The following is a 21,816-nucleotide window of genomic DNA, read 5'->3' as shown; positions in this document are numbered from 1 at the left end:
ATATATTTTTATAGTTTTATGTATTAAGATAGAGTTGTGCTAGAAAATACCGGTAAAAAAGCATAAATAAGGAAAAAGGGATGGGATTAAAAATGAAGACTGTATTAAGAAATATTGTATCGATGGCTCTTGTACTCGCGTTGTTTGCAACTTCTTTCGCTGGAATCTCCAAAGCTCAAGAGATTAATAGTGAAGAAGAAAAATTAGTGCAAGAAGTAGCTGCACAATTGAAATTTGTTGTTGAAGAAGCTGCAATTAAAGATAAACATGGAAGAGTAGTAGATATTGATATTGATATGATAGAAAACAAATATGGTAAAACTGAAGAATTAGAACAATTGAGACAAGAAATCCAACGTGTAAATACACCACCTGGCTATGAAGATCCATTCAAACAAGAAACGGAAGCTGTAGATAACTGTATAGAAAGAAAACTTATAGCAAATTATAAAGAATTTCTATCAGTAGGCTTTATAGGTTCTATTATTGCTAATATTACTAACAAAGAATATGAATTAGCAGCTAGAAAAATGATTAGATTAGGCGTCAAAGGTAATTTAATTGGTTTAGCTGGTCAGCTTGCTTGGTATCTAGGTACATGTATTTATGAAGAAGAAGGCTGGACAGGAAAAACATGGTGATTGATAAAAAACAACCTCTTATTTTCTAGAGGTTGTTTTTTTTGAAGAAAATAACCACATCATAATTTCAAAGAACATTACTATAAATAGTGTTTTTATAAGGTTTTCAAACCAATTAAATTGATTATGATTTGCGTAGTTAAAAGCTACCAATACAATATACAGTAGGACTATAAAAATTAACGGTCTCTTATATGTGAAACTCAAATTATTCACCCCTTAAATACTTACTTAGGAAATTTACCTTAATACTATGTTAACTCAAATTGCAATCATTTTCAGTGATTTTCTATATTTCTCCATATTTGTAACAGCCCCCCTTTTTTAGGAATGGGCAAAAACATCCAATATACAACAGAACGTCATTACCATACACAGGGTGATTCCCATAAATCTGATAAATTTCATAATCGATTTTTTCATTTTTTAGTTTTACGAGGTCTGTGATACTGTATGGTCCATCCCAAAGGATTTGAATTAAACTCGTTTTTGTAGTTTCCATAAAAAAAGACACCCTAAAGTGCCTTCCTCCGACTTGAAGCACATTAATTTTAATAATATAGTGCTAACTTTAAAAGTTATAGGGACTTTTCCTGTGGGCTTTGTAGGTAGTTTTTACGTAATTATGAGTGTTTTTCATTCTGTATTTCAATAAGTTTTTCTTTAATCATTTGTATATAATGTTCTTTTTCTGTTAATTCAAATATAAATAATGCTTTTTTCATGTTATTAACAATAGCTTCTTCATTAGGTTGTTTAAGTTTTAATAAATTCGAAGCTTTAAAATAGTATAATTCACCTAATAGGTAGAGAGTATTTAGATTAATAGCTATTTTGATGCCCTTGTCACTGTATTTTATTGATTCTTCATATTGATCCATTAGATTTAAACATTTCGTTAAATTAAGAACGACTTTTAATTTAATTTCTTTATCTCTAGGGAAATCCAAATTGTCAAAATTTCTTAAACATCTTTTTAATATATTAATAGATTTTTCATATTCTTTATTTTCCGCATATAATATAGCAATTGACTGCATAATATCTATTTCTCTTTCTGATAAACAATCAACATTCGTTACAGTTAGTTTTAATGCATTATTTAAAAGAGTTAAAGCTAATTTTGTTGCGTTATTCACACGATATATAGCAATTGCTTCATACCATAGTAGAAATTGTTTATCTTCTCTTGATTGGAAATTATTTTCGTTTTTCTCTTTTTTGACTATTTCATAAAGTTCTTTAAATTGTTTTTGCTTTGTACAATCGATCATTACATATTTTACATTTTGTACGTATTTTAATTTTTTGTTTTGAGTTAGTGCAAATATATTATTTGGATCAACACCAAGTCTTTCTGATAATTGATATAACAATATGCTAGATGGATAAATCAAACCTTTTTCTATCTTGCTAATTTGACTTTGTGAACATATTCCATGACATAATTCGGATTGTGATATATTTTTTTTCATTCGAAGTTCTTTAATGGTAATACCCAAATCGTTAAATTCCATTTTCTCCACCTACTATTTAGTGCTTTATTAGTATAATATTCTCTAATCTTAATGTAATGTAAAAATAATTTAGTTGCAATTATTGTTTGTTGTAAAGGCCTTATCCTTTCAATAGGAATATGCGTCTTTTTTTATAAAAAAAGACACCCTAAGGTGCCTTCCTCCGACTTGAACCACGTTCATATAGTATAAACCTATCCGTATTCCCCTTTGTTATACGTGTAAACACATCCTATAAAACAGAATCGTCTATATACATCAGATTGTTAGTTTACAAAATACAAGAGATTTGAGATCAGTATTAGAGTGACGCCACACCTTCTGTAATGATCGATATGTTACGCCTTTCAAAAGAATCTGCTTTATAGAATGTATCCACAATTTATATTTTACTACATGTAATATTTATTTGGTGTATTTTATACAACTATGTATAATTGCATAAAGTTTTGAAAAAACGAGAGCATAATTTGGTATTATGTAATAAAGAAAAGACACTCTAAGGTGCCTTTTCTAATAGTTTTTAGCAGAAACAACTGCACCCGATAATGATTAATAGAATAAACAATACAACTAGTAAAGTAAATTCTTCGGCAAAACTGCAGCCTTCGCCGCGATTATCACTATATTCCATAACAATAGTGCTTCCTTTAGATCTGAGGGTAAAATTAGGGTTCATTCTATGGATTTTAACGGGTTCACCTTACTTTATGTTTTAATGAATGAATTGAGCACTTTTAGGTATCTTTGGTGTACGACATATCTATGTCTAATTACGAGTGTTACAATGTACGTAATTGAACAATATGATTTAGTTTAACGATTTGTTTTTCTTGTAAATTTGATAACATAAATTAATAAACAAAGTGCCAATAAGGCTTGAATAATTCTAGTTACTAAGCTAATAATTGGATTAAAATCAAAACCTACTATAATGTGTAAAATTGTGTATATTGCGAAAAAGGTAATAGCTATTTGCAATAGTTTTTTCATAGAATATCCACCTTCTTTGGAAATTCAAATTTATAATAACAATGTTACAATTGCTCTTGCTGTCATATCTGCTAACCATGCAGGGCAGCCCATCTTTTTAAGCTGGTTTGATATAGCTGTTGTAATAGTTCCGCTAAAACCAATGACTACATTAAGAGTTTTAACAACTACAGTATAACTCAAATATCCTTTTAATGCTTTTTTACTGTCCCATGAAATTGGTAATTTATCAACATATTGTCTTACACTTCTATCCCAAGCAACTCTCCCAATTCTATTTAGATTTTTTAACATTTGTTTTGCTGCTATCTTTGCCGCTTGAGACTTAGGACCGTATTGTGGACCATCAACATTTTTGATTGATAATGGTAATGCTTCTCCAGGAACTTCTTTAGCTAATTCTTGTTCAATCCCTGTCATAATATCTTCAATTGAAATATTATTTTCTTTCAATTCTTTTTCTAATTTTAGTAAATCTAAAATTTCTTCTTGGCTTAATCTTTCATCAACTGTTTCAAATCCTGAGGCTTTCACTTCTTGTACATTAAAGGTTAATGGGGCTGCAACGCCAAACATAAATGTACCCGCTAAAACTGCACTAATAATTTTTTTTGTTTGTTTGTTATCCATCTGGAAAATACCTCCTAAAAATAATATTATTTGTTAAAATTGTAAAATATAACATTTTTATTTAATAGACTATTTTAATAGTTTTTAATTTGATATAATAGTAATTATTGTAAAATATTACCTTAAAACTAATTTGGACAGATAGTCATTTTTGCTCTGATTTATTTGTAGATGGGGGTTTACATGATAAAAAATAAAAGGATTTGCTACAGGTTACATGTTAGTTTAATGAAAAAAGAAATTCTAAGGAGCCTTCCTCCGAATTGAACGATCCTATAGCAAAGTGGTATCCATTTCCATAGGGTGGAGAGGCTTTTTTATGTGCAAAAGAAAAACCCACTGTATTTTCATGACAGCGGGTTTTTGTGTTGGGGTAAATAAGAAGTAAGGTTTCCAATATAACTGAAAAAAGAACAGGTGCTTGGATTTTATCACAATTTTTTCCTGAATGAACATGCATTATTACATATCATTGCAAATCCCTCTATTTTCCATTTGATAAAGTATATTACCAATATTAACAAGATTTAAATAAATATTTCTACAAATTCAAAATATTTACAAAAATTACAAAGGTGATACATTTAAAGTGCAAGTCAAAAAATATTTGAGGGGGAATTTTTATGTTCAAGAAATTAGTAGTAGGAGCATTAGCAGCTGGTATCGCATTAACAGGAGGAGTGGCTGCGTCAGCGAGTACAGAAAATACAACAAGTCTTACGCAGGAATGTGATTCTAGATTTGAATTTGATAGAGTTAGATTTGATGGTGATAAGTATTCAAAATATATTTGTCAGCCGAGTGGAGTTTTCGCTAATTACTTTGAAAAATGGGAATATTACAACGGTGAGTATGTAAAAATAAAATGGTATTTAAAATATTACGAAGGTAGTACGGGATATTATGAAGGAAGAGCACAATAATAGAATTATCCTTTATAAAGAAAAGACACTCTTTGGAGTGTCTTTATTCGACTTGAACCACTTTAATTTTAATAATATGTATTGGACTCCCATCCAAATATTTCAGTTCTTTTTGTATGTTATTTAAGGCAAACCTCTTTCATTTTTTAAAGAAGTTCTTTGGTTCGTTTGAAGATAATCTCCAAAGAAGTCGTGTATCCTGAGGTTGTGAGAGTAAGGACTTGAACAAATTCCCAACCATCCTCAGCATGTTCGATAATAATACGCTTATAATCTTCTTTGGGTTGCCCTTTCCATCCATCAATTTCGACTTTCGCAAATTTGTAATCATACATATTCTTCCACCCCTTTCTCCTAATTGTACCATTTAGAAGAAGCGATGTATTGTACTCCCACCCAAATATTATTTTATATATTGAGAAAGAGGCTATAATCTTTTATTTAAACGTAAAAAGCCCTAGAGGGGACTAGGACTTTTTGACAGAATGAAAATGATTCAAAAAAGGACTTATATAACGTAACATATGAATGTTTCATAAATGTATCGTAAAAGTGAACAAAATCTATATTCTATTTTTAGCTCGATGTAATTTGAGATTATTCCGATGATATTTCCTCTAATAAAATTGTGTGATAGACTGTATGTAACTGTATATTGTGAGGGCGGGAGGTTGCTATCCTTTCTCTGATTCTAGAGAGAAAGGAGGTGACCGAATGGATTCTTTATTTAATTTATTGTATGACGCTGCTAAGGTATTCCTTACAGTATTTGCAACAGCTTATGCGAATGAGCTGGCGAAGAAGATTAGCAGTAAACGAAATAAAAGAACCGCCCCAAATGCCGGCAAGCGAAAGGGCGGTTCTAAACGCAAAAAATAAGTTTAAGCAACCGACCACCTTGCGGTAGCAGTTACTTGAAGAGATGTTAGCGCATCTCTTCTTTTTATTATATACACAAGGTATTACTGTAATACTATTACAATAATTATATCAAACGTATATAAAAAATCAATGAGCATGTAATGGATATAATGTACAAAAGAAAAGACATCCTTAGAGTACCTCCCTCTGACTTGAATTATTCTAATTATAATAATATGTATTGGGCTCCCGTCCGAATCTTTTTTTACATGTTAGGTAATATCGATCATTGAAAAAAAGAAAAGGGACTTTCTTATGAGAGGATAGACTTTCATATTTCATCATTACCAATAATGAATTGTTATTTTTTATATAGAAACGAATAAGGAACAGAAAAAGTTATAAGTTTAAAGAGTTGAAATGGTGAAAATGTATTGAGAAATATTTTTGAAACAATAATATTCAGAAAATTGAATGTTTTATATGCTTATTTTTGTTATTATGTTAGTAATCTATAGACAAAGGAGAAGGAGCTATATGAGTGTACATGTAATAAAAAAGGAAGAAATTACTTTACTTTTACATGATTGGTATCGAGAAATTCGTTCACAGAATTTCGTTAAGGCAAAGGAATTAAAACAAAGTATTGATACAAAAATTAATAGTATGGAAGAAGATCAAAAGAATACAGAGTTTTATTCACTTTTAGATTTTAGATTTAAAATGTTGAGTGCAGAGTTTTATCCCCATCAATCTGACATATCTAAGAATGATCTAAGAAAAATGAAGTTAGATGAAGCGCCATCAGATGAATCTTTATTATATTATTACCATTTCTTTAAGGCTTCTCATGCTACGGTAAACGGTGATTTTAAAGTGGCTGAAAAGCATTATGGAATAGCAGAATCTTTGTTGAAAAATATTCAGGATCCAATCGAAAAAGCAGAATTTAACTTTAAGCTATCCAGCTATTATTATCATGTTTGCCAGCCTATTTTAGTAATTCAATATGCAACTAGAGCAAGAAATGTATTTGAAGGGCTGTACGGGTATAGTAGGAAGGTCGCAGCATGTGACAATGTTATGGGTTTAGCATGTGTAAAGCTAAATGAATTTGAACAGGCAGAAGTTTATTTTATGTCGTCTCTGGATATTTTGAAAAAGCAGAATGAAGAGGAGCTAATGTTACGAGTTCGACATAGTTTAGGGGTTATGTATGCAGAGCAAAACCTATCTGATTTAGCACTTCGTTACTTATCTGAAGTATCACAAAAAATTCCGAATCACTTTAGAGCGATCTTTTTGGAAGCTAGAGAGAATTTAAAGTTAGGAAACACAAAGCTTGCAGCGTCCTTAATTGAAAAAGGATTAGTAATCTGTAATGAACTAGAACAAAAAGAATATGAACATCACTTTACAATTCTAAAGGGAATGAATGAAAATGTTTCTGCTGAAGAATTAGAGTTAGCTATTTCTAAAGGAATATCTTTCTTTAATGAAGTAGGTTTATGGCAATATGTCCAGGAATATGCTGAAAAATTAGCGGTTAAATACCATGAAGAAGGAAATTCAATGAAATCCAGTGAATACTTCTATTTAGGATATAAAGAAAAAGAAAAAGGTTTTCAGAAAGGGGCTTTAAAATGAAAAGAATCATCAGCAGTTCAATTGGATTAATAATTACGGTCATACTATTAAATGGAGTAAATGTTTCAACGGACCAATCAAAGGTTAATACAACAAACGTTATACAATATACGCATGGAGAACCGTGGGGCTGAAAAAATATTGAGGTATAAAGAGTTGTTGGATCAAGGGATTATTACTGAAGAAAAAGTGATTATTAGGTATGTATCCTAGTAAAATTTATTCCGTGCCCTAAAAGAAAAGACACCCAAAGGTGCCTTCCTTCAACTTGCCTCTTTATAATTTTATTGTGTTATTATTATATAAGAAAAGAAGACATCAATTAAGATGTCTTCTTTTACTTGTACACTTGGTGTTAAGAAGGTATTATATTGCTTAAAAACCATAAAAATATATAACAATCATCGAGTAAGCTTATTATAGCATCAATAAATAGAACTTTACATGCAATGTTGCATATATATAGATTTATTTATATTTAATCTATATAGTTAAATTGTCTGTTATTTGTTTTAATTCATTTACTTATTTTATTTTTGAGCGCTCCAGCAATGGAGCCTTTTTTTATGCAATAAAACATTTTCTTTGTGTTATTTAGTTGATCTATATTAACTTTATCTTCTTAAATTATATCTATATTTTACCGGAAAATTATATAGGGAACCATTTTTTCTAATAATCTAGTGAATTAATAATTTTAATGTTATTTGTTAACCATTTAAGTAACTCTTTTTAGAGGTAATTTCGTAACTTGCTTCCGAGTTCTAAACCCTAATGCGATAGCAGCGCCAATACAGCTAGAAAAACAACCAGCAAACAAATACAATGATGGATCTGACTCACCGATTAAAACGGAAGCTATTCCTCCAATTACCGGGAAAAGTGCAACCATATAGCCACTTCGAGCTCCTCCAATTTTTTCTACAAGCTTCAAATAGAATAACCATGCTACAAATGAAGCAACCAGAGTTAAATATAACAATCCAAATAAATATGAAAACGATGTTGGAAATATAAATTCTTGTCCTTGAAATAATACAATTACTCCCATCAATATACTGCCCACTGTAAATCCAATGGCATTTGCATAGATAGGATTCACCTTGTGACTTGCATTTCGTGCCGAGCTGGCATCGCCTACTGCTGTAAGAAACGTACCTAAGATCGCAACTATAATTCCTTTTATGTCATTGTACCCTTGAAAGTTGTGCAAGTTCGGATAGATGAGAATACATACGCCTAATACACCAAAAATCCCCCCAACCAAAACGCGTGAATGTAACTTTTCTTTTAAAAAAATCCGAAGGGTAATCGGGGTCAAAATCACCTTTAATGAAAAAATCAATGTTACGATTGCTGCAGAACTCAAAATTGTGGCGTAATAAAGGCATAAATAGCTTAATGCAAAGTTACATACACCAAAAATTATTACAAATGGGATATCTTTTCTTGTTGGTATCCCTCTTGGTCGAAGGAACCAAACAAGTATCAAAAATAAAAAAGCTGTCATAACTAGACGATACGTTAAGGATAATTCTAAGCTGACAGGAGTTCCTTGAATTTTTACTGCAATAAAGTTGAGTCCCCATACAATCAAACAAAATATGTACATAAATATTGTCATAAGTTTTCTCCCAAATTCAATTTTTTTCTAAATTTATTATTCATTTATACCGTCATTTCTAAAAGGTACAGTTTATAATAAAAACAAATGACAGATGAGGTATTACAATGATGAATGAACTAATATTTAATATCAATCGAGAAAGCAACACTCCTATGTACCAACAAGTTTATCAATACATACGTACTCAAATTTTATCTGGTAAATTAGAAAAGAATACAAAGTTGCCATCGATTAGACAACTTGCTATCCAATTAGAGGTCAGTAGAAACACAACTCAAGTAGCCTATGAACAACTGCAATCGGAAGGATATATTCGAAGTGAGAACAAAAAGGGATTTTTTGTAGAGGCTACTATATCGGATGAGATACTTAATTATGAACCCACTAGAGAACAGCATCATGAAACAAATCATGCTGCCATGAATACTATTGACTTTAAAATTGGGACAGTGGATCAAGAGAACTTCCCTTTGAAAAAATGGAGAATGCTTACAAACAAAATCATTAAAGACTCTAGCATGTTTTCATATGGAGAAAAACAAGGAGACATTAAATTAAGAAAGGTACTAGCAGATTACTTGTTTCAATCAAGAGGAGTTAATACTTCTGCAGAACAAATTATTATTGGCAGTAGCACACAGCACTTGTTATTACTTTTGTCGTTGTTGCTAAAGCAGCAAGACTATCATTATCTGGCAGTCGAAGACCCTGGATATAATGTGGCAAGAGAACTTTTTGTTCTTCAATCATTTATCATTGATCCAATCCCGGTAAAAGAACAAGGCATCCAAGTCGATCTCCTTTTAAAATCGCCTTCTAGACTTGTATATGTCACTCCTACTCACCACTTTCCATATGGAGTGACTATACCCGTCAATGAAAGATTAAAGTTAATTCAATGGGCAAAAAAGGTGGAAGGATATATTATTGAGGATGATTATGATAGTGAATTTCGATACATCCATCAACCTATACCGTCTCTTCAAAGCTTAGATTCTAATGATAGGGTGGTTTATTTAGGAACTTTTTCAAAAGCACTACTACCCTCTATCCGTGTCAGTTATATGGTTTTGCCTAGGAGGCTAATAAGTGAATATAAAAAGATACTCCCTTTGCTTGAGCAAACATCCTCATCTATCCATCAGCGAACACTGGCGGCCTTTATGAATGAAGGATATTGGTACTCACACTTAAGGAAGATGAAAGCTTTGTATAAACGTAAAATGAAACTATTGAATAGGGAATTATTAAAACATTTTAAGAATTATGTTGAAATAAAAGGTGGTAGCTCCGGAATTTTCGTTATTATTGAAGTAAAAACGGAAATGAGTGAAAAAATGCTAATTGAAAGGGCATATGAACACGGAATTGTAGTTTATCCTTGTTCAAAATATTTCTCGAAATATACACCACGATATCCGCATATTCAACTTGGATTGGGTAATTTATGTGAAAAAAAGATAATAGAAGGAGTTTCTCAATTAGCAAAAATTTGGCTGTAATCTTGATTTTTTCATTCTTCTTATTAGGGGTCATCATACATCGCCGTCAAGTTAAGAAATTAATTGTTCCCCCAAAAGGAAAAAGTGAGCCTACTACCCTTAAATAACTGTGAAAAGGTGGAAAAATCGTTTTTGGGTACTTAAAAATATTAACTTAAAGGGCATGTGATGCTACCCCATCGCTATCAAGCTAAGCTTTTAAAGTCCCCCCTTAACGAAAATTTTCTTTCTCTACAGGTAGTTACTTTGAGAAGGTAGCTCATTTTTTTCGTTTTGGAGGCGTTTATTTTTTTGTTGATGATGATTTGGCGGGCCCCTATAAAGAAAAGACACCCTAAGGTGTCTTCCTCCGACTTGAACCACTTTGATTTTAATAATATGGACTCCCATACGAATATTATTTTCCCATGTTAAGTAATATCGATGTAACTTTTAGATAAATTTGCGACGTTTATAAAACAGTTGTACTGTTTTCTGTCCTTTTTATTATCAAATTTATGTGATATATTTATAACATAAAGAGCGAAATATATCACATAGGAGGTTTGTATGAAAAATAAATTAGCATACTTAGGATTTCTTGGTTTTTTGGGGTTTTTAGGTCCGCTTACATTTTTAGGTAATATTTTATGGGCATATTACTTTTTCGGTTTCTTTTTCTTCTTCGCATATGCAAGAGTAGTACCAGATGAGCTTTTTATGCTGCATGTTCGAATCGCCGCTACAAGAGCTTTTTTCGTAGCAATAGTACTAGGCAGTATACTACTCTTAAGTGTTTTTATATTTGAAAATGCACATATAATTCGGTTATTCGTTATAATTTCATTTTCCATACCTTTAGGCACATTCATAATTAATTTAGAAGTATTTGAGCATAGAGAAAAGAAAGGGATGCAAGATGCCACTTAAGACTCGAATGAAAGAATATAGAGTAAAGTTAAATATGTCTCAAGAAGATTTAGCTAATAAGGTTGGTGTTAGAAGGGAAACAATTGGCAATCTTGAAAATGGGAAATATAACCCTTCATTCAAACTTACTTATGATATTGCAAAGGTTTTAAAAGCACCTATTGAAGTTCTGTTTTGGTTTCAAGAATAGGTTAGGTATAAGTAAATTGTTATAATAGATAAGATTATGGGTTTTGATCAATCTTTTTTATAAAAACTAAATTTAGCTTTCTAACAAGAGACTCTATTTTGATTAAACTTTTTTCAAAATAGAGTCTTTGTATTTACCATATAATATGGGGACGTGATACTTTTTTGATTAAGTTTTATTTCAAACCAACAGTTGGTCATTGTGAAATATGAATTAATTCTAGTGTTTTACTTTTAAACTCTTTTCGTATTCTTTAGCTTCATCAACATTTTTAAATGTTTTTAAATCAAATATTTTTTCTCCATCAATACATACGACTAGTACTCCATCTTGAGCTTGAAGGACACTTCCTACATTACCTTTCCCAAGTGAAATACTGAAGGGATTCTCTACGTTTAATGATTTCTTTTTAGCAAGATAATCTTTAAATGACATACCAATGGATAGCTCGTCTTTTAAGCCTTTAATAGTGTTACCAGAAGTAATTGTTGATTGGTCCTTTTTCGTAGCTTCTTCTTGTTTGCGTTGTTCTTCAGCCTTTTTTTGTTCTTGGACCTTTTTCTGTTCTTCTATTTTCTTTTGTTCATCTTCCTGTTTTTGCTCATCTAACTTCTTTTGTTCCTCTTCTTTTTTAGTTTCTTGTTGTGGTTCTTCTGATGTACTTGCTTTATCATTTGAACCACAAGCAGCCAATCCCATAAGTAACACGCTGCATGATAAAGCCATTAATAATTTTTTGCTCATAATTTAATTCCTCCAAGATATATAAAATGTAATATTTCTGGACAATCTTATCAAAATAAATATCTGTATATTGTCATACTTTGTCGAAGGGAAATGAAAAAAGAGTCGAAATATATCTTATTAAATTTATCGAAAAGGTATGCTTTAAAAGAAGGTAATAGTAAAAAAATGGAGAATCTTATTAATTGAATATCTTTAAAGGAGGAATTATTGATGAAAAAGATTCGCAATTTAGTACTAGCAGGGTTATTAGGAGTAGTTGGAGTAGTTGGGGTGTATTCATTTGATTCTAAAGCTGAAACACAGCAAGCAATTTGCGTTGGAGAGTACTCGGATGGCCATACTGGTGATATGATGCCTTGTAAGTAAGTATTAAGTATCATTTGCAATTTTAATTTATAATTATTTATAAAAGGAGAGAGAAACACAACTGTTTCTCTCTTTTTTTATACATTAAAAAAGACACTCAAAGGTGCCTTCCTCCGACTTGAACCACTTTAATTTTAATAATATGTATTGGACCCCCATCCAAATATTATTTTACCGCTTCAATTAATATGGTTTTTCTCATTTTTAATGTCCGCTAATGCTTATCGCATGATTTGATTCCATTGTTACACCAATACTTATTGTAGATCTTTATTTCATTACATGGTGATTATAATGCCATTGAAAATATAAGGCTGTTTCGTTGTTCCAATAGGAACAAGGTTTTTGGTCATACTTTGCAAGCAGTTTGCCTAAACGTCCTTCATAGGGAACTGTTTTATTTATTACATCAGTACGTTGGAAATGGCCATGTGAATTGACGACAAGTAGACCTTTTTCAAACAACATGTCACATCCTAAGTAGCAGAGAGGCATTACAACGTTAACATCTAGTTTTTCCTTTTTTGAACAGTGCGAGCGTTTTTTTATATGAGCTGTCGCAAAAAAATCTGGCGAAAGTTTTGTTTGGCAGCAGGCACATACAACCTCGTTTTTACCATTAAATAAAAATTCACGTAATAAACTTTGTTCAATGCGATATTTTCGTTTTGTATTACGGTCAAGTTCTTTATTATTTTCTAAATTTAACAATGCTTTCAAAATATCTTCACGAGGTTGTTTTCTGCTAGTTAATTTAGTTGGAGAATAATCAGCTTCAATATCCAATGCATCAATAATCTGTAAACTTTGTTCACGGTTTAAAACGCGGAATGCCATTACTGGGAAATCTTCTGATTTTCCATATACAATTTCATTAAATCGTACAATAGATAAGTTATATGGTTGAACATCTTGCAGTAAGTATATATTTTCAAAAATAGGGGTTCCCCATAAGTATTCACTTAGTCTAGGTGAATGTATTTTATATGCTACAATTGCACGGCTATAGAAATGTTTATCCTGATAAAATAGTACGAAATCACCAAGGGCTAATTTATCGTACTGTTTCTTTGTTGTGTCATTGACACCAGACTTAGTTCCCCACACCGCGCATTGTCCTTCTGGAAAAATCATATGTAAATCAGCTAATTCGTTTGTTTTTACATAATCAGAAAAATCCTCAATGTCTTGCAGTTGACGAACTGTGCTTTCATAATTTGTACGCGCTATTTTGTCACCGGTTGGCTGCAATACAATATTAAAATCTCCATACATGTTAAGTCCATTATGGACAATTTGCATCATGGGTGTTGCATCTTTTTCAATGACACTAATGGTATCAGCAGTGAGTGGGTTTACTAAATACTCTTGAGATACTTTATAGTGATTTGCAAGTCTTTCTAAATGTTTATTGGGAATAGTGCCTTTCTTTGTCCAAAGTGAAACTGCTTGGGTAGAGATGCCAAGGATTTTCGCAATATCTTTATTTTTTTGCCCTTTGACATTCATTAAATAACGTAAGCCTGTCATTATTTCTGTCATTTAAATTGCTCCTTTTAGTACTTCTAGTATAAAATCGTGACCAGAGAATTAGGTCCTTGGTCACGATTTTGTATATTTATAGTAATTTCAATAAAGCTGTTGCTATTTCATCGACATAAACGGTCATACGACGTAAAATATCTTCCTTTGATTCCAATACTTCATTCACTTTAAATACAGATAAGTTGATATTCTCTAATGATTCAACGGGGCAAAAATATAAATTATTGAAATTTCGACCGTTTTTATCTGGTTTCCATAACATGCTTGCTACTTTTGGGTTATGGAACTTGCAAGCTATTTTTGCACGTAAAAAATAATTACGTTGCTTATAAAACCAAACATGAAAATCTTTCTCGATTAGATCGTACTGAGTAGCTGTAGGTCCGCGATCGTTTACTCCCCAAATTAGAAATTCCTTATTTGGGAAAATTTTTTCTAAATATGTATATTGTACATCAGTTAAAGCCTCGGCTATATTGTCTAAATGAACTGCCTTAAGAATTGTACGTTCTTCATTTCCTTGTGGGCCGACTGGTTGTAATACAAGTCCTATTTTCTTGCTTCTTATTTCTTCATTTTGATATAATTGCATTTTAACGTTACCTCCTAATGTTTTTGTGTAACACCAGCATTCATGCATGGGGATGTATGGGAGTGCTGGTGTTGCTGTCATTGGAACTTTATTGCATTGCGAAAAGCAAGTTTTTTGACTGCTTATCGATAAACTCAGTATACAATGTGTGTATATGGAATGCAAGAGGTAATTTTTTTTGGTGATTTCATTTTTAAAATAAAACCCTATTAAATAAACGTTTGTTTTGACTTAATAGGGTTTTATTTTTTGTTTTAATTTAAAACCACTATTAAAAACTTGTTTTTTTAAAGTTATTGATCTTCATATGTTATTGGGGGTGGTCTGGTACAAATATCCCTATTAATATAAGATTTTAAAGTTCTCTCTAAACAGAATTGTTTTTATTTTAATAACGCTAAAGTTCATTCTTATCGTTTTGGGGGAAGAAAGCGTTTCTTAAATTCGTATCGTTGCGGTGAGTGATTGTAGGTACGCGGTATACAGTTTTTATGAGGTTAGTATTTACAAGATGTTTTACTTTTTTATATAAAAAAACAATATTATTATGGTTTGATTTTCCTGTTAAAATATAAGGAGTTTTTAATCGTATTTTCTAAAATAAAGATAGTCTTATAAAAGAATAACTCGTCAATGGGGGCAATTATGTTGGGAAACATATATAGGTTAGGACATGAATACATAGATAAAGCTTCAACCCGTAATGAAGAAGACCAGTTTTCACGTTGGATAAACATAAAGAACAGTGGTATGAGAAATTCGCCAGGGATTCGCCCTTTAAAATATGTATCACGATTTAGTGATGCACCTGCATATCTAATATTGGTGACAAGTGATACAAACTCGGGGGAAAGTAATCCCTGGCATGATATTGTAGATTTATCTGAGGGAGAAATTTTATATTGGGGTGATGCAAAATTCAATTATGAAAAGAGATATGATGACTTTGAAGGAAATAAAACGCTTGAACTTATCAATCATTTATATTAGATGGTAATTTTAAGCATGTCCCCCCAATACTACATTTTTCAAAAACAAGGACGGGAATTGTTAGATTTAATGGACTTTGTATATTAGATAAACTTGAACTTACTTGGTTTGTAGATAATAAAAGTGGTTTACCAATAAAAAATTATAGATGTCACCTATCAATACTTGATGTTGAAGAAGTAGATATTACTTGGTTACATAATCGAGCAAGAGCAAATGATTTTGAGGAGATCAACTTTATAGATAAGGATGCACCTTCTTCATGGAGAGAATACAAAAATGGTAAAATAAACAAATTACATGTATGGAAAAATAAAATAAGAACTCTAGATAGTCAATTACCCAAAGAAGGAAGTCCGGATGCTAAGATATTGGAACAGTTAGTTTCGCTATCTCCAATAGAATTTGAAGCAGTAACAGTAGCTTTATTTCAACAGCTAAAAGATGTAACTCACTCTATTACGCAAACAAGGCCGACTAAAGATGGGGGATTCGATTTTATAGGGCATTTTAGCTTACCATATCCCTTGGCCTATGATATAAATTTTCTGGGGGAAGCAAAAAGGTTTGGCAGGAAAAATAGGGTTGAGCCAAGGCACTTATCACGCTTAGTGGCACGGTTATCTCGTGGACAATATGGTATCTTTGTTACAACTTCATATTATTCAAAACAGGCTCAGGAGGAAGTATATCAGGATGGATATCCTGTAAAGCTATTTTCAGGGGCGGATTTAGTTTTTTTGTTTAGGGAGTTACGATTGGTTCAAGGTGACCAAATCAAACCCGAATGGCTTAATGAAGTTATTAAGTAAAGGTAATTTAATATTTCAAGAGGCTATGTAAGGATTGTAAAAATGTAGTGTTTTGTTATATAATTTTATTAATCACGCAAATACTCAATTTGTTTGAGGTGGTATATATGAAATATCCTGAATTAACCCCAGGGCAGTATGTTAAAGTTACTACTGATACATGTGAAGATTTTAAAAAAGGTGAATATGTACAATTTATAGAAGAAGATTATCTGGGATGGCCTGATGTTCATCCGATATACAGATGCTTATTCACATTTGAGAATCACGAAAAAAAGAGAGCACAATTATATTGTAATGAATTTGAGATTAATGATGTTAGGATTGCTAGAGTAAAACGTATTAATTAATCCTAACAAATGGGTGCGTGATACCATTGAAATATACCAGACTATGCAGCAGTACCTATACAAAAGGAAGAGGTACTCACTTTACTATATTTAAGACCCTGTTATTTAGATAGCAGGGTCTTTGTTAATTGTTTTAAAAATGGAAGTAATTATTGTAAGTGGTATTCTCCAATAAAATGGAATAAAAATAAAATTAGGGAGACAAAAAAAGACACCCAAAGGTGCCTTCCTCCGACTTGAATCACTTTAATTTTAATAATATGTATTGAAATCCTATTTCATTTTATTACGCTGGTATATAAATTTTTTTGAGAAGTATAATTCGAATTTATATAATTAATTTGCTTTATCATAAACATCAAAGATATTTTTAAATTTTTTTATAGATTTTCGTAATACTATTTTTAATAGAAGAATGGAGAGCAAATCACTTGATAAAGCCAGCCCCAAGGCTGCTGCTCCTATTATAGCATCAGTCCTTGAATCTATTATTAATTTATTTGTTAAAATTAAGAGTAGTACAATAGAAATAACAATAACGATGAAAATAGATGCACATATGCCTAATAATTTTTTATGCTTTGTCTTATCATATTCAGAAATATCCTTGAATAAATCAACCTTATCTCTCATCATTAATATAAGTAAAGCTATGGCCCCTATTAAAGAAATTAAATTCAAATAGTTCAATATCTGGATATCTTTGTATTTATCAACTAAAATTATAGAGGTAATTACTACACAGGATATAAGGAAAAATAATGCTTGAATCACTGCATAAGTATTATCGATTAATTTTTCTTTTTTATCATCCATAATAATTAAATATCCTTAATTTCTTCTTTATTTTTAAGTTCATTGAGATGTTCTTTAGCTTTATTAGTAATGAATAGAGAATAATTGATATAATCTTTTAGTTCATCAGCCTCAAGACTATTTCTTCCTTTTAAAGAGATAGAATTCATATAAGTTATTGAATTGAGTTCAGAGGCATAACCTAATCTACCATATAATAATCGTGAACTATTCATATCTAAAACCTCTTTAAAGATTTCATTAGATTTCATTGAATCTACATCTTCTAAATCATAAACATCTGGAATAACAATATCTAATCTATCAGGATCTTCCTCAAAAATTAAATGCATATCAATATCTATATCTGATTCTTTACTAACAAAATTTAATGTTACTATATCTATTTTTTCAGGATCATCCCCTTCTTCTGTTATTTCGTGCTTTTTAGACTTTAATTTTAATTGTTCCTCTACTAAACTTATAATATTTATTTTCTTATCTTTTATATTCATAATAATCAAATACTCCTTTATGTATTTAATATAAAAATAATCAATCTTAATTATTTTTAATCAGTTAATAACAATTGCATTTTCATTAGCAAATTCTTTTAGAACAGTGTAATAATTGTCATCTGCATAGTCTTTATCAATATAAAAACCTTTTATATGACCTACTAAATTGTTTTCTAAATAATTTTTGAAAAGGTTTTTATACTCTACATCATTATAAAATGAAATTTCTAAACTATCATTATCACAAACGATATTAAAATTATAATCTTCACTATCAGCTGTTAATATATCCCCCATTTGAGAACGAAATTTCAAATTCAAATATTTTTCCATAGACCGTAAATCTTTTTTTGAGAATTCTCCATTTTTCAGAACAAGAAAGGAAAACATAACATTTCCTCCATCCAAATTTATGACTTTTAAAAAATAAATTTTAATTACTTTTTTTAAAAATCCAAAAAGACCGTTTTTTCGCAAGATAAGGCTTTACCTCACTATATAGGTTATTAAACCTAAGAAATGATCGTCTACACATAGCATTTTTGAAGTCCTCATTATATTTTGAGATATCAGCATGTGCCTGTTCTAATATTTTAATTTTATGAGTAGGACAATCTGTATCTTTTAAGAGCTCAATAATTTTTTCTCTATTTTGAGTATGATATTGTTCCTCAGCTTCTTTTGCAAGAAAATCAATCATATTTGCTCTCCTCTCTTCAGCCGCTAATACAATCTTTTCTTGATGTTTTATCTCATAACTATACTCATTAAACATTTTAGTATTAATATCAATATTAATTTCTAATTTATTTTCCTCGTTGGAATTTACAGTATCGTCCATAATTAGATCACACCTTTGTAAATAAATAACATAAATTAAAGTCTAATTAATAATAAAAAGGTAATTAAAGCTCTATTTATATCTATTTTACATCATTTTTAATATAAAACGTATATTTTGTTTATTTCAATGTTATATCCATACCTCCTTTATATTTATTAACTTTTTTCTCTTGCTTATTACTAACCATTTATATTATGTAAGATATCTATTTAATCATAACAAATCCAGTTACAACTACATTGTCATATTTTGTCGAACGGAAATAAAAAAGAGAGCCGAAGCCCTCACTTTCAATTAATAGCAACCAAAGATGCTTCAATGATGTATCGTTCAGGTGCATCCCCAATATAGTTAAATGGATAGCATGTAGTTAGTGTTAATGTTGGTTTGTCTTTTGCGACTATTACAGTGCGATCATTTGCATCTGTGATCCAATGTTTTTGAATTTGATAAATGTATACTCTTTTATCATACTCAACTAAAATATAGTCATTTTCTTGTAAATCTCCTAACTTAGTAAATACCGTATCACGATGGCCGCTTAAAACAGTATGTCCATTACCAGAAGGAGTAGTGGTAATATTACTAACAAACATTCCTACCCCTTTTTTCAAAGTTCTAGCATCAGCCCCCCAGTAAACTTGATATTTCTGTTTAATTTTCGGTATAACCATATAGGCGATTTGTTCTCCCATTTGATGCTGAACTTGAGAAGCTGGGATCTGTTTTTGTGATTCTGGTATGGGTTCACTAGTGTTTGTAAGATTAGATTCTTGATTTGGTATAGTATGTTGAGATTGTCCTTTGTTTGATTCATTGTTGACATCTTTTTCATCTTTAGTGGCAGGTTGTATATTTTGATATTGTTGAATTTCAGTACTGGTTAAGGCTTCAACAGTTTTTCTTGCATCATACCAATCTATAAAGTAATAAACAAAGGCAAAAGAGCCTATAGTAATTAGTAAAACCCCCAACCAATCAAGTTTTTTCAAGCTTATCACTCCACATTAAAAACGACAGGAACATTCCTGCCGTTTTTAGGTATTAGTTTATGCATTCGTTTTTTTACGACGGAATACAAGAATTGAACCTGCTAATACTAAAGCAGCACTTGCAAGCATCATTGTAACGCCGTTTGATGCTGTATTAGGTAATTTTTCACCTTGTTTTTTCGTTTCAGTCTTTACAGCTGTTTGTTTAGTTTGCTCTTGTTTATTGTTTGATGCTTGGTTGTTTTGTTGTGTATTTTCTTGTTTTACAGGTTCTTGTTTAGTATTTTCCTGCTTAGTAGTCTCTTTATTGTCCGTTGTAGTATTTGTGTTTGTTGAATACTTATAATCTTCACATGGAATACCATCTTTATCATTGTCTAAACGATTTGGATCATTTCCAACACCATATCCATTTTGATCCCAGAACGCTTGAGCCTCTTGTTGATTTTTAAAATGTCCACAGTTTTTTGTATCATTAGGACTCTTGGCTGCAAATGCAGCAGAGCTGTACCCTACTGTTAATAATGTGACCGCTGTTGCTGAAGCTAATAGTTTTTTCATAACTTTCTCCATCTCCCTAAATGGTATGTATTTACATTGAAATATTTTACATTCTAAAAATTGAAAATACAATAATAATTTGTTGATAAATGTAAGATTTTCACACAATGATAGCAAATTATTAATTTTATATTTTGACGAAAGGAAATAAAAAAAGAGAGCCTTAGCTCTCATTGGTAAGAATGGTGAAAATATATGAAAAATTAGCCTCTATAAAATAGGAATAATTTTACTTATTCTTTTGGTAGAGTGCAACAATTACAAAGATCTATACCATAGATTTTCTCGATTGATTCCTGTATACATTTAAGGTGTTTTGAGTAGTTTAGAGCAATGTCTTGATAAATTTCTCTTTCATCTTCATTGCAATAATCGATACATTGGGCAATTTTCATTAAATCAATTTTAACTTGATTATATTTCTTAACCTTTTCTTCAATAATATCCATGATTGTAACCTCATTTATTTTGAACTAGATTCTGATAGTAAAATTTTTTCAAGTTCTTTAATGGGTGCTCCAATAAACTTATGGGTTTCTTCACCATTTTCAATAAAAATGGTTGGAGTATACTTTAAGCTTAACTCTTCAAATTCTTTTTGAGCCTTTAAATCCTTAATAATATTTTTTTCAGTAAAGGTAATATTCTCTTTAATAAGCCATTTCTTTAAGTTAATACAAGCCGGACAGTGGGGCATAGTAAAGACAGTAACTCCATAATTTTTCTTCATAATCAATACCTCCGCTTTTTTCTTCTCGTAAGTAGTAGAGAAATAAGATCTAAAAAAGTAAAAAGAAATATAAATTTTTTCTGTGTTAGATTTCGTATAACTTACGGTCCTATTAAATATGAAGGCATAAAGAGAGTGTGGGTGAACGTGATGAAGAAATTGACTTAATGTAGAGTTCTTACAGTTTCTCAAAGTAAAAAAGAAATTCGTACTTATGAGGTGCGAATTTCTTTTTTTTACACTCTTTTTAATTTTTGTGGACTTACTTCTCTATTACAAACGTAAGGCAATGAAATACTGCAATGTTGGCGTAGGAAGAGGTAAGGCAAAGGTCCCAAAGCTTTAATTGCTGATGTAAATTTAGCTGCTGCCATTCAAAAAATAAAAAATTTAAAATTTCTTTTTAGTTTTAAGGGACTCACCTCTCTATTACAAATGTAAGGCAACGAAATCTTAATATGATGGCATAGCCAAGAGGTAAGGCAAAGGTCTGCAAAACCTTTATCGCCGGTTCGAATCCGGCTGCCATCTCCA

The 21,816-nt window shown here is 30.8% G+C and carries 29 protein-coding genes, 1 tRNA gene and 1 pseudogene; 14 read left to right on the top strand and 17 right to left on the bottom strand.

The features are described from left to right. Positions 1-80: 80 nt before the first annotated feature. Positions 81-641, top strand: a complete 561-nt coding sequence (locus ACTFRS_RS27135; protein ID WP_000523415.1) for a hypothetical protein — start codon at positions 81-83, stop codon at positions 639-641. A gap of 623 nt (positions 642-1,264) precedes the next feature. Here ACTFRS_RS27135 and ACTFRS_RS27130 read toward each other — a convergent pair. The 4 genes from ACTFRS_RS27130 to ACTFRS_RS27115 form a co-directional block, all read right to left on the bottom strand. Next, a complete protein-coding gene (locus tag ACTFRS_RS27130; protein ID WP_440025755.1) occupies positions 1,265-2,158 on the bottom strand; it encodes a helix-turn-helix domain-containing protein in 894 nt (297 codons plus the stop codon). A 523-nt stretch (positions 2,159-2,681) separates the two neighbouring features. Continuing rightward, a complete protein-coding gene (locus ACTFRS_RS27125; protein WP_440025757.1) occupies positions 2,682-2,792 on the bottom strand; it encodes a YjcZ family sporulation protein in 111 nt (36 codons plus the stop codon). 182 nt (positions 2,793-2,974) lie between these two features. Beyond that, positions 2,975-3,151 (bottom strand): hypothetical protein, encoded by a 177-nt coding sequence (locus tag ACTFRS_RS27120; RefSeq protein WP_002115188.1) that lies wholly within the window; start codon positions 3,149-3,151, stop codon positions 2,975-2,977. Between the two features lie 30 nt (positions 3,152-3,181). Further along, complete coding sequence (locus ACTFRS_RS27115; protein WP_074603361.1) at positions 3,182-3,781, bottom strand: hypothetical protein; 600 nt, start codon at positions 3,779-3,781, stop codon at positions 3,182-3,184. Positions 3,782-4,404: 623 nt separating this feature from the next. On the opposite strand from ACTFRS_RS27115, the gene ACTFRS_RS27110 reads away from it, so the two are divergent. Continuing rightward, positions 4,405-4,704: a hypothetical protein gene (locus ACTFRS_RS27110; RefSeq protein ID WP_000473807.1), complete on the top strand. Its 300-nt coding sequence runs from the start codon at positions 4,405-4,407 to the stop codon at positions 4,702-4,704. A 146-nt stretch (positions 4,705-4,850) separates the two neighbouring features. Here the strand turns inward: ACTFRS_RS27110 and ACTFRS_RS27105 are convergent, their stop codons facing one another. Next, positions 4,851-5,039: a DUF4177 domain-containing protein gene (locus tag ACTFRS_RS27105; protein ID WP_242300141.1), complete on the bottom strand. Its 189-nt coding sequence runs from the start codon at positions 5,037-5,039 to the stop codon at positions 4,851-4,853. A 379-nt stretch (positions 5,040-5,418) separates the two neighbouring features. Between ACTFRS_RS27105 and ACTFRS_RS27100 the strand changes: the two genes are divergently transcribed. The 3 genes from ACTFRS_RS27100 (at position 5,419) to ACTFRS_RS27090 (ending at position 7,346) form a co-directional block, all read left to right on the top strand. Beyond that, positions 5,419-5,583: a hypothetical protein gene (locus tag ACTFRS_RS27100; RefSeq protein ID WP_000377658.1), complete on the top strand. Its 165-nt coding sequence runs from the start codon at positions 5,419-5,421 to the stop codon at positions 5,581-5,583. Between the two features lie 519 nt (positions 5,584-6,102). Beyond that, positions 6,103-7,212 (top strand): tetratricopeptide repeat protein, encoded by a 1,110-nt coding sequence (locus ACTFRS_RS27095; RefSeq protein ID WP_440025760.1) that lies wholly within the window; start codon positions 6,103-6,105, stop codon positions 7,210-7,212. Beyond that, on the top strand, positions 7,209-7,346 hold the full coding sequence (locus ACTFRS_RS27090; RefSeq protein WP_000821343.1) for a Phr family secreted Rap phosphatase inhibitor: 138 nt from the start codon (positions 7,209-7,211) through the stop codon (positions 7,344-7,346). The genes ACTFRS_RS27095 and ACTFRS_RS27090 overlap by 4 nt, the downstream gene beginning before the upstream one ends. Before the next feature lie 584 nt (positions 7,347-7,930). Here the strand turns inward: ACTFRS_RS27090 and ACTFRS_RS27085 are convergent. Beyond that, positions 7,931-8,836, bottom strand: a complete 906-nt coding sequence (locus ACTFRS_RS27085) for a DMT family transporter (protein ID WP_440025763.1) — start codon at positions 8,834-8,836, stop codon at positions 7,931-7,933. Between the two features lie 107 nt (positions 8,837-8,943). On the opposite strand from ACTFRS_RS27085, the gene pdxR reads away from it, so the two are divergent. From pdxR to ACTFRS_RS27070, 3 genes are all read left to right on the top strand, one after another. Next, the gene (gene pdxR / locus ACTFRS_RS27080) at positions 8,944-10,341 is read left to right on the top strand and encodes a MocR-like pyridoxine biosynthesis transcription factor PdxR (RefSeq protein ID WP_440025765.1); all 1,398 of its coding nucleotides are present in this window, start codon (positions 8,944-8,946) and stop codon (positions 10,339-10,341) included. Positions 10,342-10,890: 549 nt separating this feature from the next. Then, positions 10,891-11,250, top strand: a complete 360-nt coding sequence (locus ACTFRS_RS27075; protein WP_440025767.1) for a DUF3796 domain-containing protein — start codon at positions 10,891-10,893, stop codon at positions 11,248-11,250. Next, positions 11,240-11,440, top strand: a complete 201-nt coding sequence (locus tag ACTFRS_RS27070) for a helix-turn-helix transcriptional regulator (protein WP_440025769.1) — start codon at positions 11,240-11,242, stop codon at positions 11,438-11,440. The genes ACTFRS_RS27075 and ACTFRS_RS27070 overlap by 11 nt, the downstream gene beginning before the upstream one ends. Positions 11,441-11,659: 219 nt before the next feature. Here the strand turns inward: ACTFRS_RS27070 and ACTFRS_RS27065 are convergent, their stop codons facing one another. Then, positions 11,660-12,184 carry a hypothetical protein gene (locus tag ACTFRS_RS27065; RefSeq protein WP_440025771.1) on the bottom strand — a complete coding sequence of 175 codons (525 nt, stop codon included), beginning with the start codon at positions 12,182-12,184 and terminating at the stop codon, positions 11,660-11,662. A 213-nt stretch (positions 12,185-12,397) separates the two neighbouring features. Between ACTFRS_RS27065 and ACTFRS_RS27060 the strand changes: the two genes are divergently transcribed. Beyond that, on the top strand, positions 12,398-12,553 hold the full coding sequence (locus tag ACTFRS_RS27060) for a hypothetical protein (protein WP_158319933.1): 156 nt from the start codon (positions 12,398-12,400) through the stop codon (positions 12,551-12,553). Positions 12,554-12,823: 270 nt separating this feature from the next. Here the strand turns inward: ACTFRS_RS27060 and ACTFRS_RS27055 are convergent, their stop codons facing one another. Further along, complete coding sequence (locus ACTFRS_RS27055; protein ID WP_440025774.1) at positions 12,824-14,095, bottom strand: hypothetical protein; 1,272 nt, start codon at positions 14,093-14,095, stop codon at positions 12,824-12,826. A 76-nt stretch (positions 14,096-14,171) separates the two neighbouring features. Then, positions 14,172-14,690 carry a hypothetical protein gene (locus ACTFRS_RS27050; RefSeq protein ID WP_440025776.1) on the bottom strand — a complete coding sequence of 173 codons (519 nt, stop codon included), beginning with the start codon at positions 14,688-14,690 and terminating at the stop codon, positions 14,172-14,174. 645 nt (positions 14,691-15,335) lie between these two features. Between ACTFRS_RS27050 and ACTFRS_RS27045 the strand changes: the two genes are divergently transcribed. From ACTFRS_RS27045 to ACTFRS_RS27030, 4 genes and pseudogenes are all read left to right on the top strand, one after another. Continuing rightward, positions 15,336-15,680 carry a hypothetical protein gene (locus ACTFRS_RS27045; RefSeq protein WP_440025778.1) on the top strand — a complete coding sequence of 115 codons (345 nt, stop codon included), beginning with the start codon at positions 15,336-15,338 and terminating at the stop codon, positions 15,678-15,680. After that, positions 15,674-15,949 (top strand): annotated as a pseudogene (locus ACTFRS_RS27040) (hypothetical protein); the annotation flags it as partial. The gene ACTFRS_RS27045 and the pseudogene ACTFRS_RS27040, both read left to right, overlap by 7 nt. A gap of 102 nt (positions 15,950-16,051) precedes the next feature. Continuing rightward, entirely contained in the window at positions 16,052-16,492 is a 441-nt protein-coding gene (locus ACTFRS_RS27035) for a restriction endonuclease (RefSeq protein WP_440025779.1), read from the top strand. 107 nt (positions 16,493-16,599) lie between these two features. Further along, positions 16,600-16,842 (top strand): hypothetical protein, encoded by a 243-nt coding sequence (locus ACTFRS_RS27030; RefSeq protein WP_317738832.1) that lies wholly within the window; start codon positions 16,600-16,602, stop codon positions 16,840-16,842. A gap of 336 nt (positions 16,843-17,178) precedes the next feature. On the opposite strand, the gene ACTFRS_RS27025 is transcribed toward ACTFRS_RS27030, so the two are convergent. From ACTFRS_RS27025 to ACTFRS_RS26990, 8 genes are all read right to left on the bottom strand, one after another. Then, positions 17,179-17,658 carry a hypothetical protein gene (locus ACTFRS_RS27025; RefSeq protein WP_440025782.1) on the bottom strand — a complete coding sequence of 160 codons (480 nt, stop codon included), beginning with the start codon at positions 17,656-17,658 and terminating at the stop codon, positions 17,179-17,181. A 5-nt stretch (positions 17,659-17,663) separates the two neighbouring features. Beyond that, entirely contained in the window at positions 17,664-18,152 is a 489-nt protein-coding gene (locus ACTFRS_RS27020) for a hypothetical protein (RefSeq protein ID WP_440025784.1), read from the bottom strand. 60 nt (positions 18,153-18,212) lie between these two features. Beyond that, a complete protein-coding gene (locus tag ACTFRS_RS27015; protein ID WP_440025786.1) occupies positions 18,213-18,545 on the bottom strand; it encodes a hypothetical protein in 333 nt (110 codons plus the stop codon). Positions 18,546-18,588: 43 nt separating this feature from the next. Beyond that, the gene (locus tag ACTFRS_RS27010) at positions 18,589-18,996 is read right to left on the bottom strand and encodes a hypothetical protein (RefSeq protein ID WP_440025788.1); all 408 of its coding nucleotides are present in this window, start codon (positions 18,994-18,996) and stop codon (positions 18,589-18,591) included. Positions 18,997-19,289: 293 nt separating this feature from the next. Next, the gene (locus tag ACTFRS_RS27005; RefSeq protein ID WP_440025790.1) at positions 19,290-19,991 is read right to left on the bottom strand and encodes a class D sortase; all 702 of its coding nucleotides are present in this window, start codon (positions 19,989-19,991) and stop codon (positions 19,290-19,292) included. A gap of 57 nt (positions 19,992-20,048) precedes the next feature. Then, the gene (locus ACTFRS_RS27000; protein WP_242300176.1) at positions 20,049-20,552 is read right to left on the bottom strand and encodes an excalibur calcium-binding domain-containing protein; all 504 of its coding nucleotides are present in this window, start codon (positions 20,550-20,552) and stop codon (positions 20,049-20,051) included. A 233-nt stretch (positions 20,553-20,785) separates the two neighbouring features. Continuing rightward, entirely contained in the window at positions 20,786-21,001 is a 216-nt protein-coding gene (locus ACTFRS_RS26995; protein ID WP_063222598.1) for a hypothetical protein, read from the bottom strand. Between the two features lie 14 nt (positions 21,002-21,015). Continuing rightward, complete coding sequence (locus ACTFRS_RS26990; RefSeq protein WP_242300174.1) at positions 21,016-21,282, bottom strand: glutaredoxin family protein; 267 nt, start codon at positions 21,280-21,282, stop codon at positions 21,016-21,018. Between the two features lie 460 nt (positions 21,283-21,742). On the opposite strand from ACTFRS_RS26990, the gene ACTFRS_RS26985 reads away from it, so the two are divergent. Beyond that, positions 21,743-21,816 (top strand) — tRNA-Cys (locus ACTFRS_RS26985).

This window comes from Bacillus cereus group sp. MYBK139-1, from assembly GCF_051916915.1.
Taxonomy (GTDB): Bacteria; Bacillota; Bacilli; order Bacillales; family Bacillaceae_G; genus Bacillus_A; species Bacillus_A pacificus.
This window is presented reverse-complemented; position numbering and strand designations above follow the sequence as displayed.

What these genes read in the sequence shown, in the direction of transcription:
- ACTFRS_RS27135 (WP_000523415.1), top strand. Translation starts at nt 81, where the DNA reads ATGGGATTAAAAATGAAGACTGTATTAAGAAATATTGTATCGATGGCT.
- ACTFRS_RS27130 (WP_440025755.1), bottom strand. Translation starts at nt 2,158, where the DNA reads ATGGAATTTAACGATTTGGGTATTACCATTAAAGAACTTCGAATGAAA.
- ACTFRS_RS27125 (WP_440025757.1), bottom strand. Translation starts at nt 2,792, where the DNA reads ATGGAATATAGTGATAATCGCGGCGAAGGCTGCAGTTTTGCCGAAGAA.
- ACTFRS_RS27120 (WP_002115188.1), bottom strand. Translation starts at nt 3,151, where the DNA reads ATGAAAAAACTATTGCAAATAGCTATTACCTTTTTCGCAATATACACA.
- ACTFRS_RS27115 (WP_074603361.1), bottom strand. Translation starts at nt 3,781, where the DNA reads ATGGATAACAAACAAACAAAAAAAATTATTAGTGCAGTTTTAGCGGGT.
- ACTFRS_RS27110 (WP_000473807.1), top strand. Translation starts at nt 4,405, where the DNA reads ATGTTCAAGAAATTAGTAGTAGGAGCATTAGCAGCTGGTATCGCATTA.
- ACTFRS_RS27105 (WP_242300141.1), bottom strand. Translation starts at nt 5,039, where the DNA reads ATGTATGATTACAAATTTGCGAAAGTCGAAATTGATGGATGGAAAGGG.
- ACTFRS_RS27100 (WP_000377658.1), top strand. Translation starts at nt 5,419, where the DNA reads ATGGATTCTTTATTTAATTTATTGTATGACGCTGCTAAGGTATTCCTT.
- ACTFRS_RS27095 (WP_440025760.1), top strand. Translation starts at nt 6,103, where the DNA reads ATGAGTGTACATGTAATAAAAAAGGAAGAAATTACTTTACTTTTACAT.
- ACTFRS_RS27090 (WP_000821343.1), top strand. Translation starts at nt 7,209, where the DNA reads ATGAAAAGAATCATCAGCAGTTCAATTGGATTAATAATTACGGTCATA.
- ACTFRS_RS27085 (WP_440025763.1), bottom strand. Translation starts at nt 8,836, where the DNA reads ATGACAATATTTATGTACATATTTTGTTTGATTGTATGGGGACTCAAC.
- pdxR (WP_440025765.1), top strand. Translation starts at nt 8,944, where the DNA reads ATGATGAATGAACTAATATTTAATATCAATCGAGAAAGCAACACTCCT.
- ACTFRS_RS27075 (WP_440025767.1), top strand. Translation starts at nt 10,891, where the DNA reads ATGAAAAATAAATTAGCATACTTAGGATTTCTTGGTTTTTTGGGGTTT.
- ACTFRS_RS27070 (WP_440025769.1), top strand. Translation starts at nt 11,240, where the DNA reads ATGCCACTTAAGACTCGAATGAAAGAATATAGAGTAAAGTTAAATATG.
- ACTFRS_RS27065 (WP_440025771.1), bottom strand. Translation starts at nt 12,184, where the DNA reads ATGAGCAAAAAATTATTAATGGCTTTATCATGCAGCGTGTTACTTATG.
- ACTFRS_RS27060 (WP_158319933.1), top strand. Translation starts at nt 12,398, where the DNA reads ATGAAAAAGATTCGCAATTTAGTACTAGCAGGGTTATTAGGAGTAGTT.
- ACTFRS_RS27055 (WP_440025774.1), bottom strand. Translation starts at nt 14,095, where the DNA reads ATGACAGAAATAATGACAGGCTTACGTTATTTAATGAATGTCAAAGGG.
- ACTFRS_RS27050 (WP_440025776.1), bottom strand. Translation starts at nt 14,690, where the DNA reads ATGCAATTATATCAAAATGAAGAAATAAGAAGCAAGAAAATAGGACTT.
- ACTFRS_RS27045 (WP_440025778.1), top strand. Translation starts at nt 15,336, where the DNA reads ATGTTGGGAAACATATATAGGTTAGGACATGAATACATAGATAAAGCT.
- ACTFRS_RS27030 (WP_317738832.1), top strand. Translation starts at nt 16,600, where the DNA reads ATGAAATATCCTGAATTAACCCCAGGGCAGTATGTTAAAGTTACTACT.
- ACTFRS_RS27025 (WP_440025782.1), bottom strand. Translation starts at nt 17,658, where the DNA reads ATGGATGATAAAAAAGAAAAATTAATCGATAATACTTATGCAGTGATT.
- ACTFRS_RS27020 (WP_440025784.1), bottom strand. Translation starts at nt 18,152, where the DNA reads ATGAATATAAAAGATAAGAAAATAAATATTATAAGTTTAGTAGAGGAA.
- ACTFRS_RS27015 (WP_440025786.1), bottom strand. Translation starts at nt 18,545, where the DNA reads ATGTTTTCCTTTCTTGTTCTGAAAAATGGAGAATTCTCAAAAAAAGAT.
- ACTFRS_RS27010 (WP_440025788.1), bottom strand. Translation starts at nt 18,996, where the DNA reads ATGGACGATACTGTAAATTCCAACGAGGAAAATAAATTAGAAATTAAT.
- ACTFRS_RS27000 (WP_242300176.1), bottom strand. Translation starts at nt 20,552, where the DNA reads ATGAAAAAACTATTAGCTTCAGCAACAGCGGTCACATTATTAACAGTA.
- ACTFRS_RS26995 (WP_063222598.1), bottom strand. Translation starts at nt 21,001, where the DNA reads ATGGATATTATTGAAGAAAAGGTTAAGAAATATAATCAAGTTAAAATT.
- ACTFRS_RS26990 (WP_242300174.1), bottom strand. Translation starts at nt 21,282, where the DNA reads ATGAAGAAAAATTATGGAGTTACTGTCTTTACTATGCCCCACTGTCCG.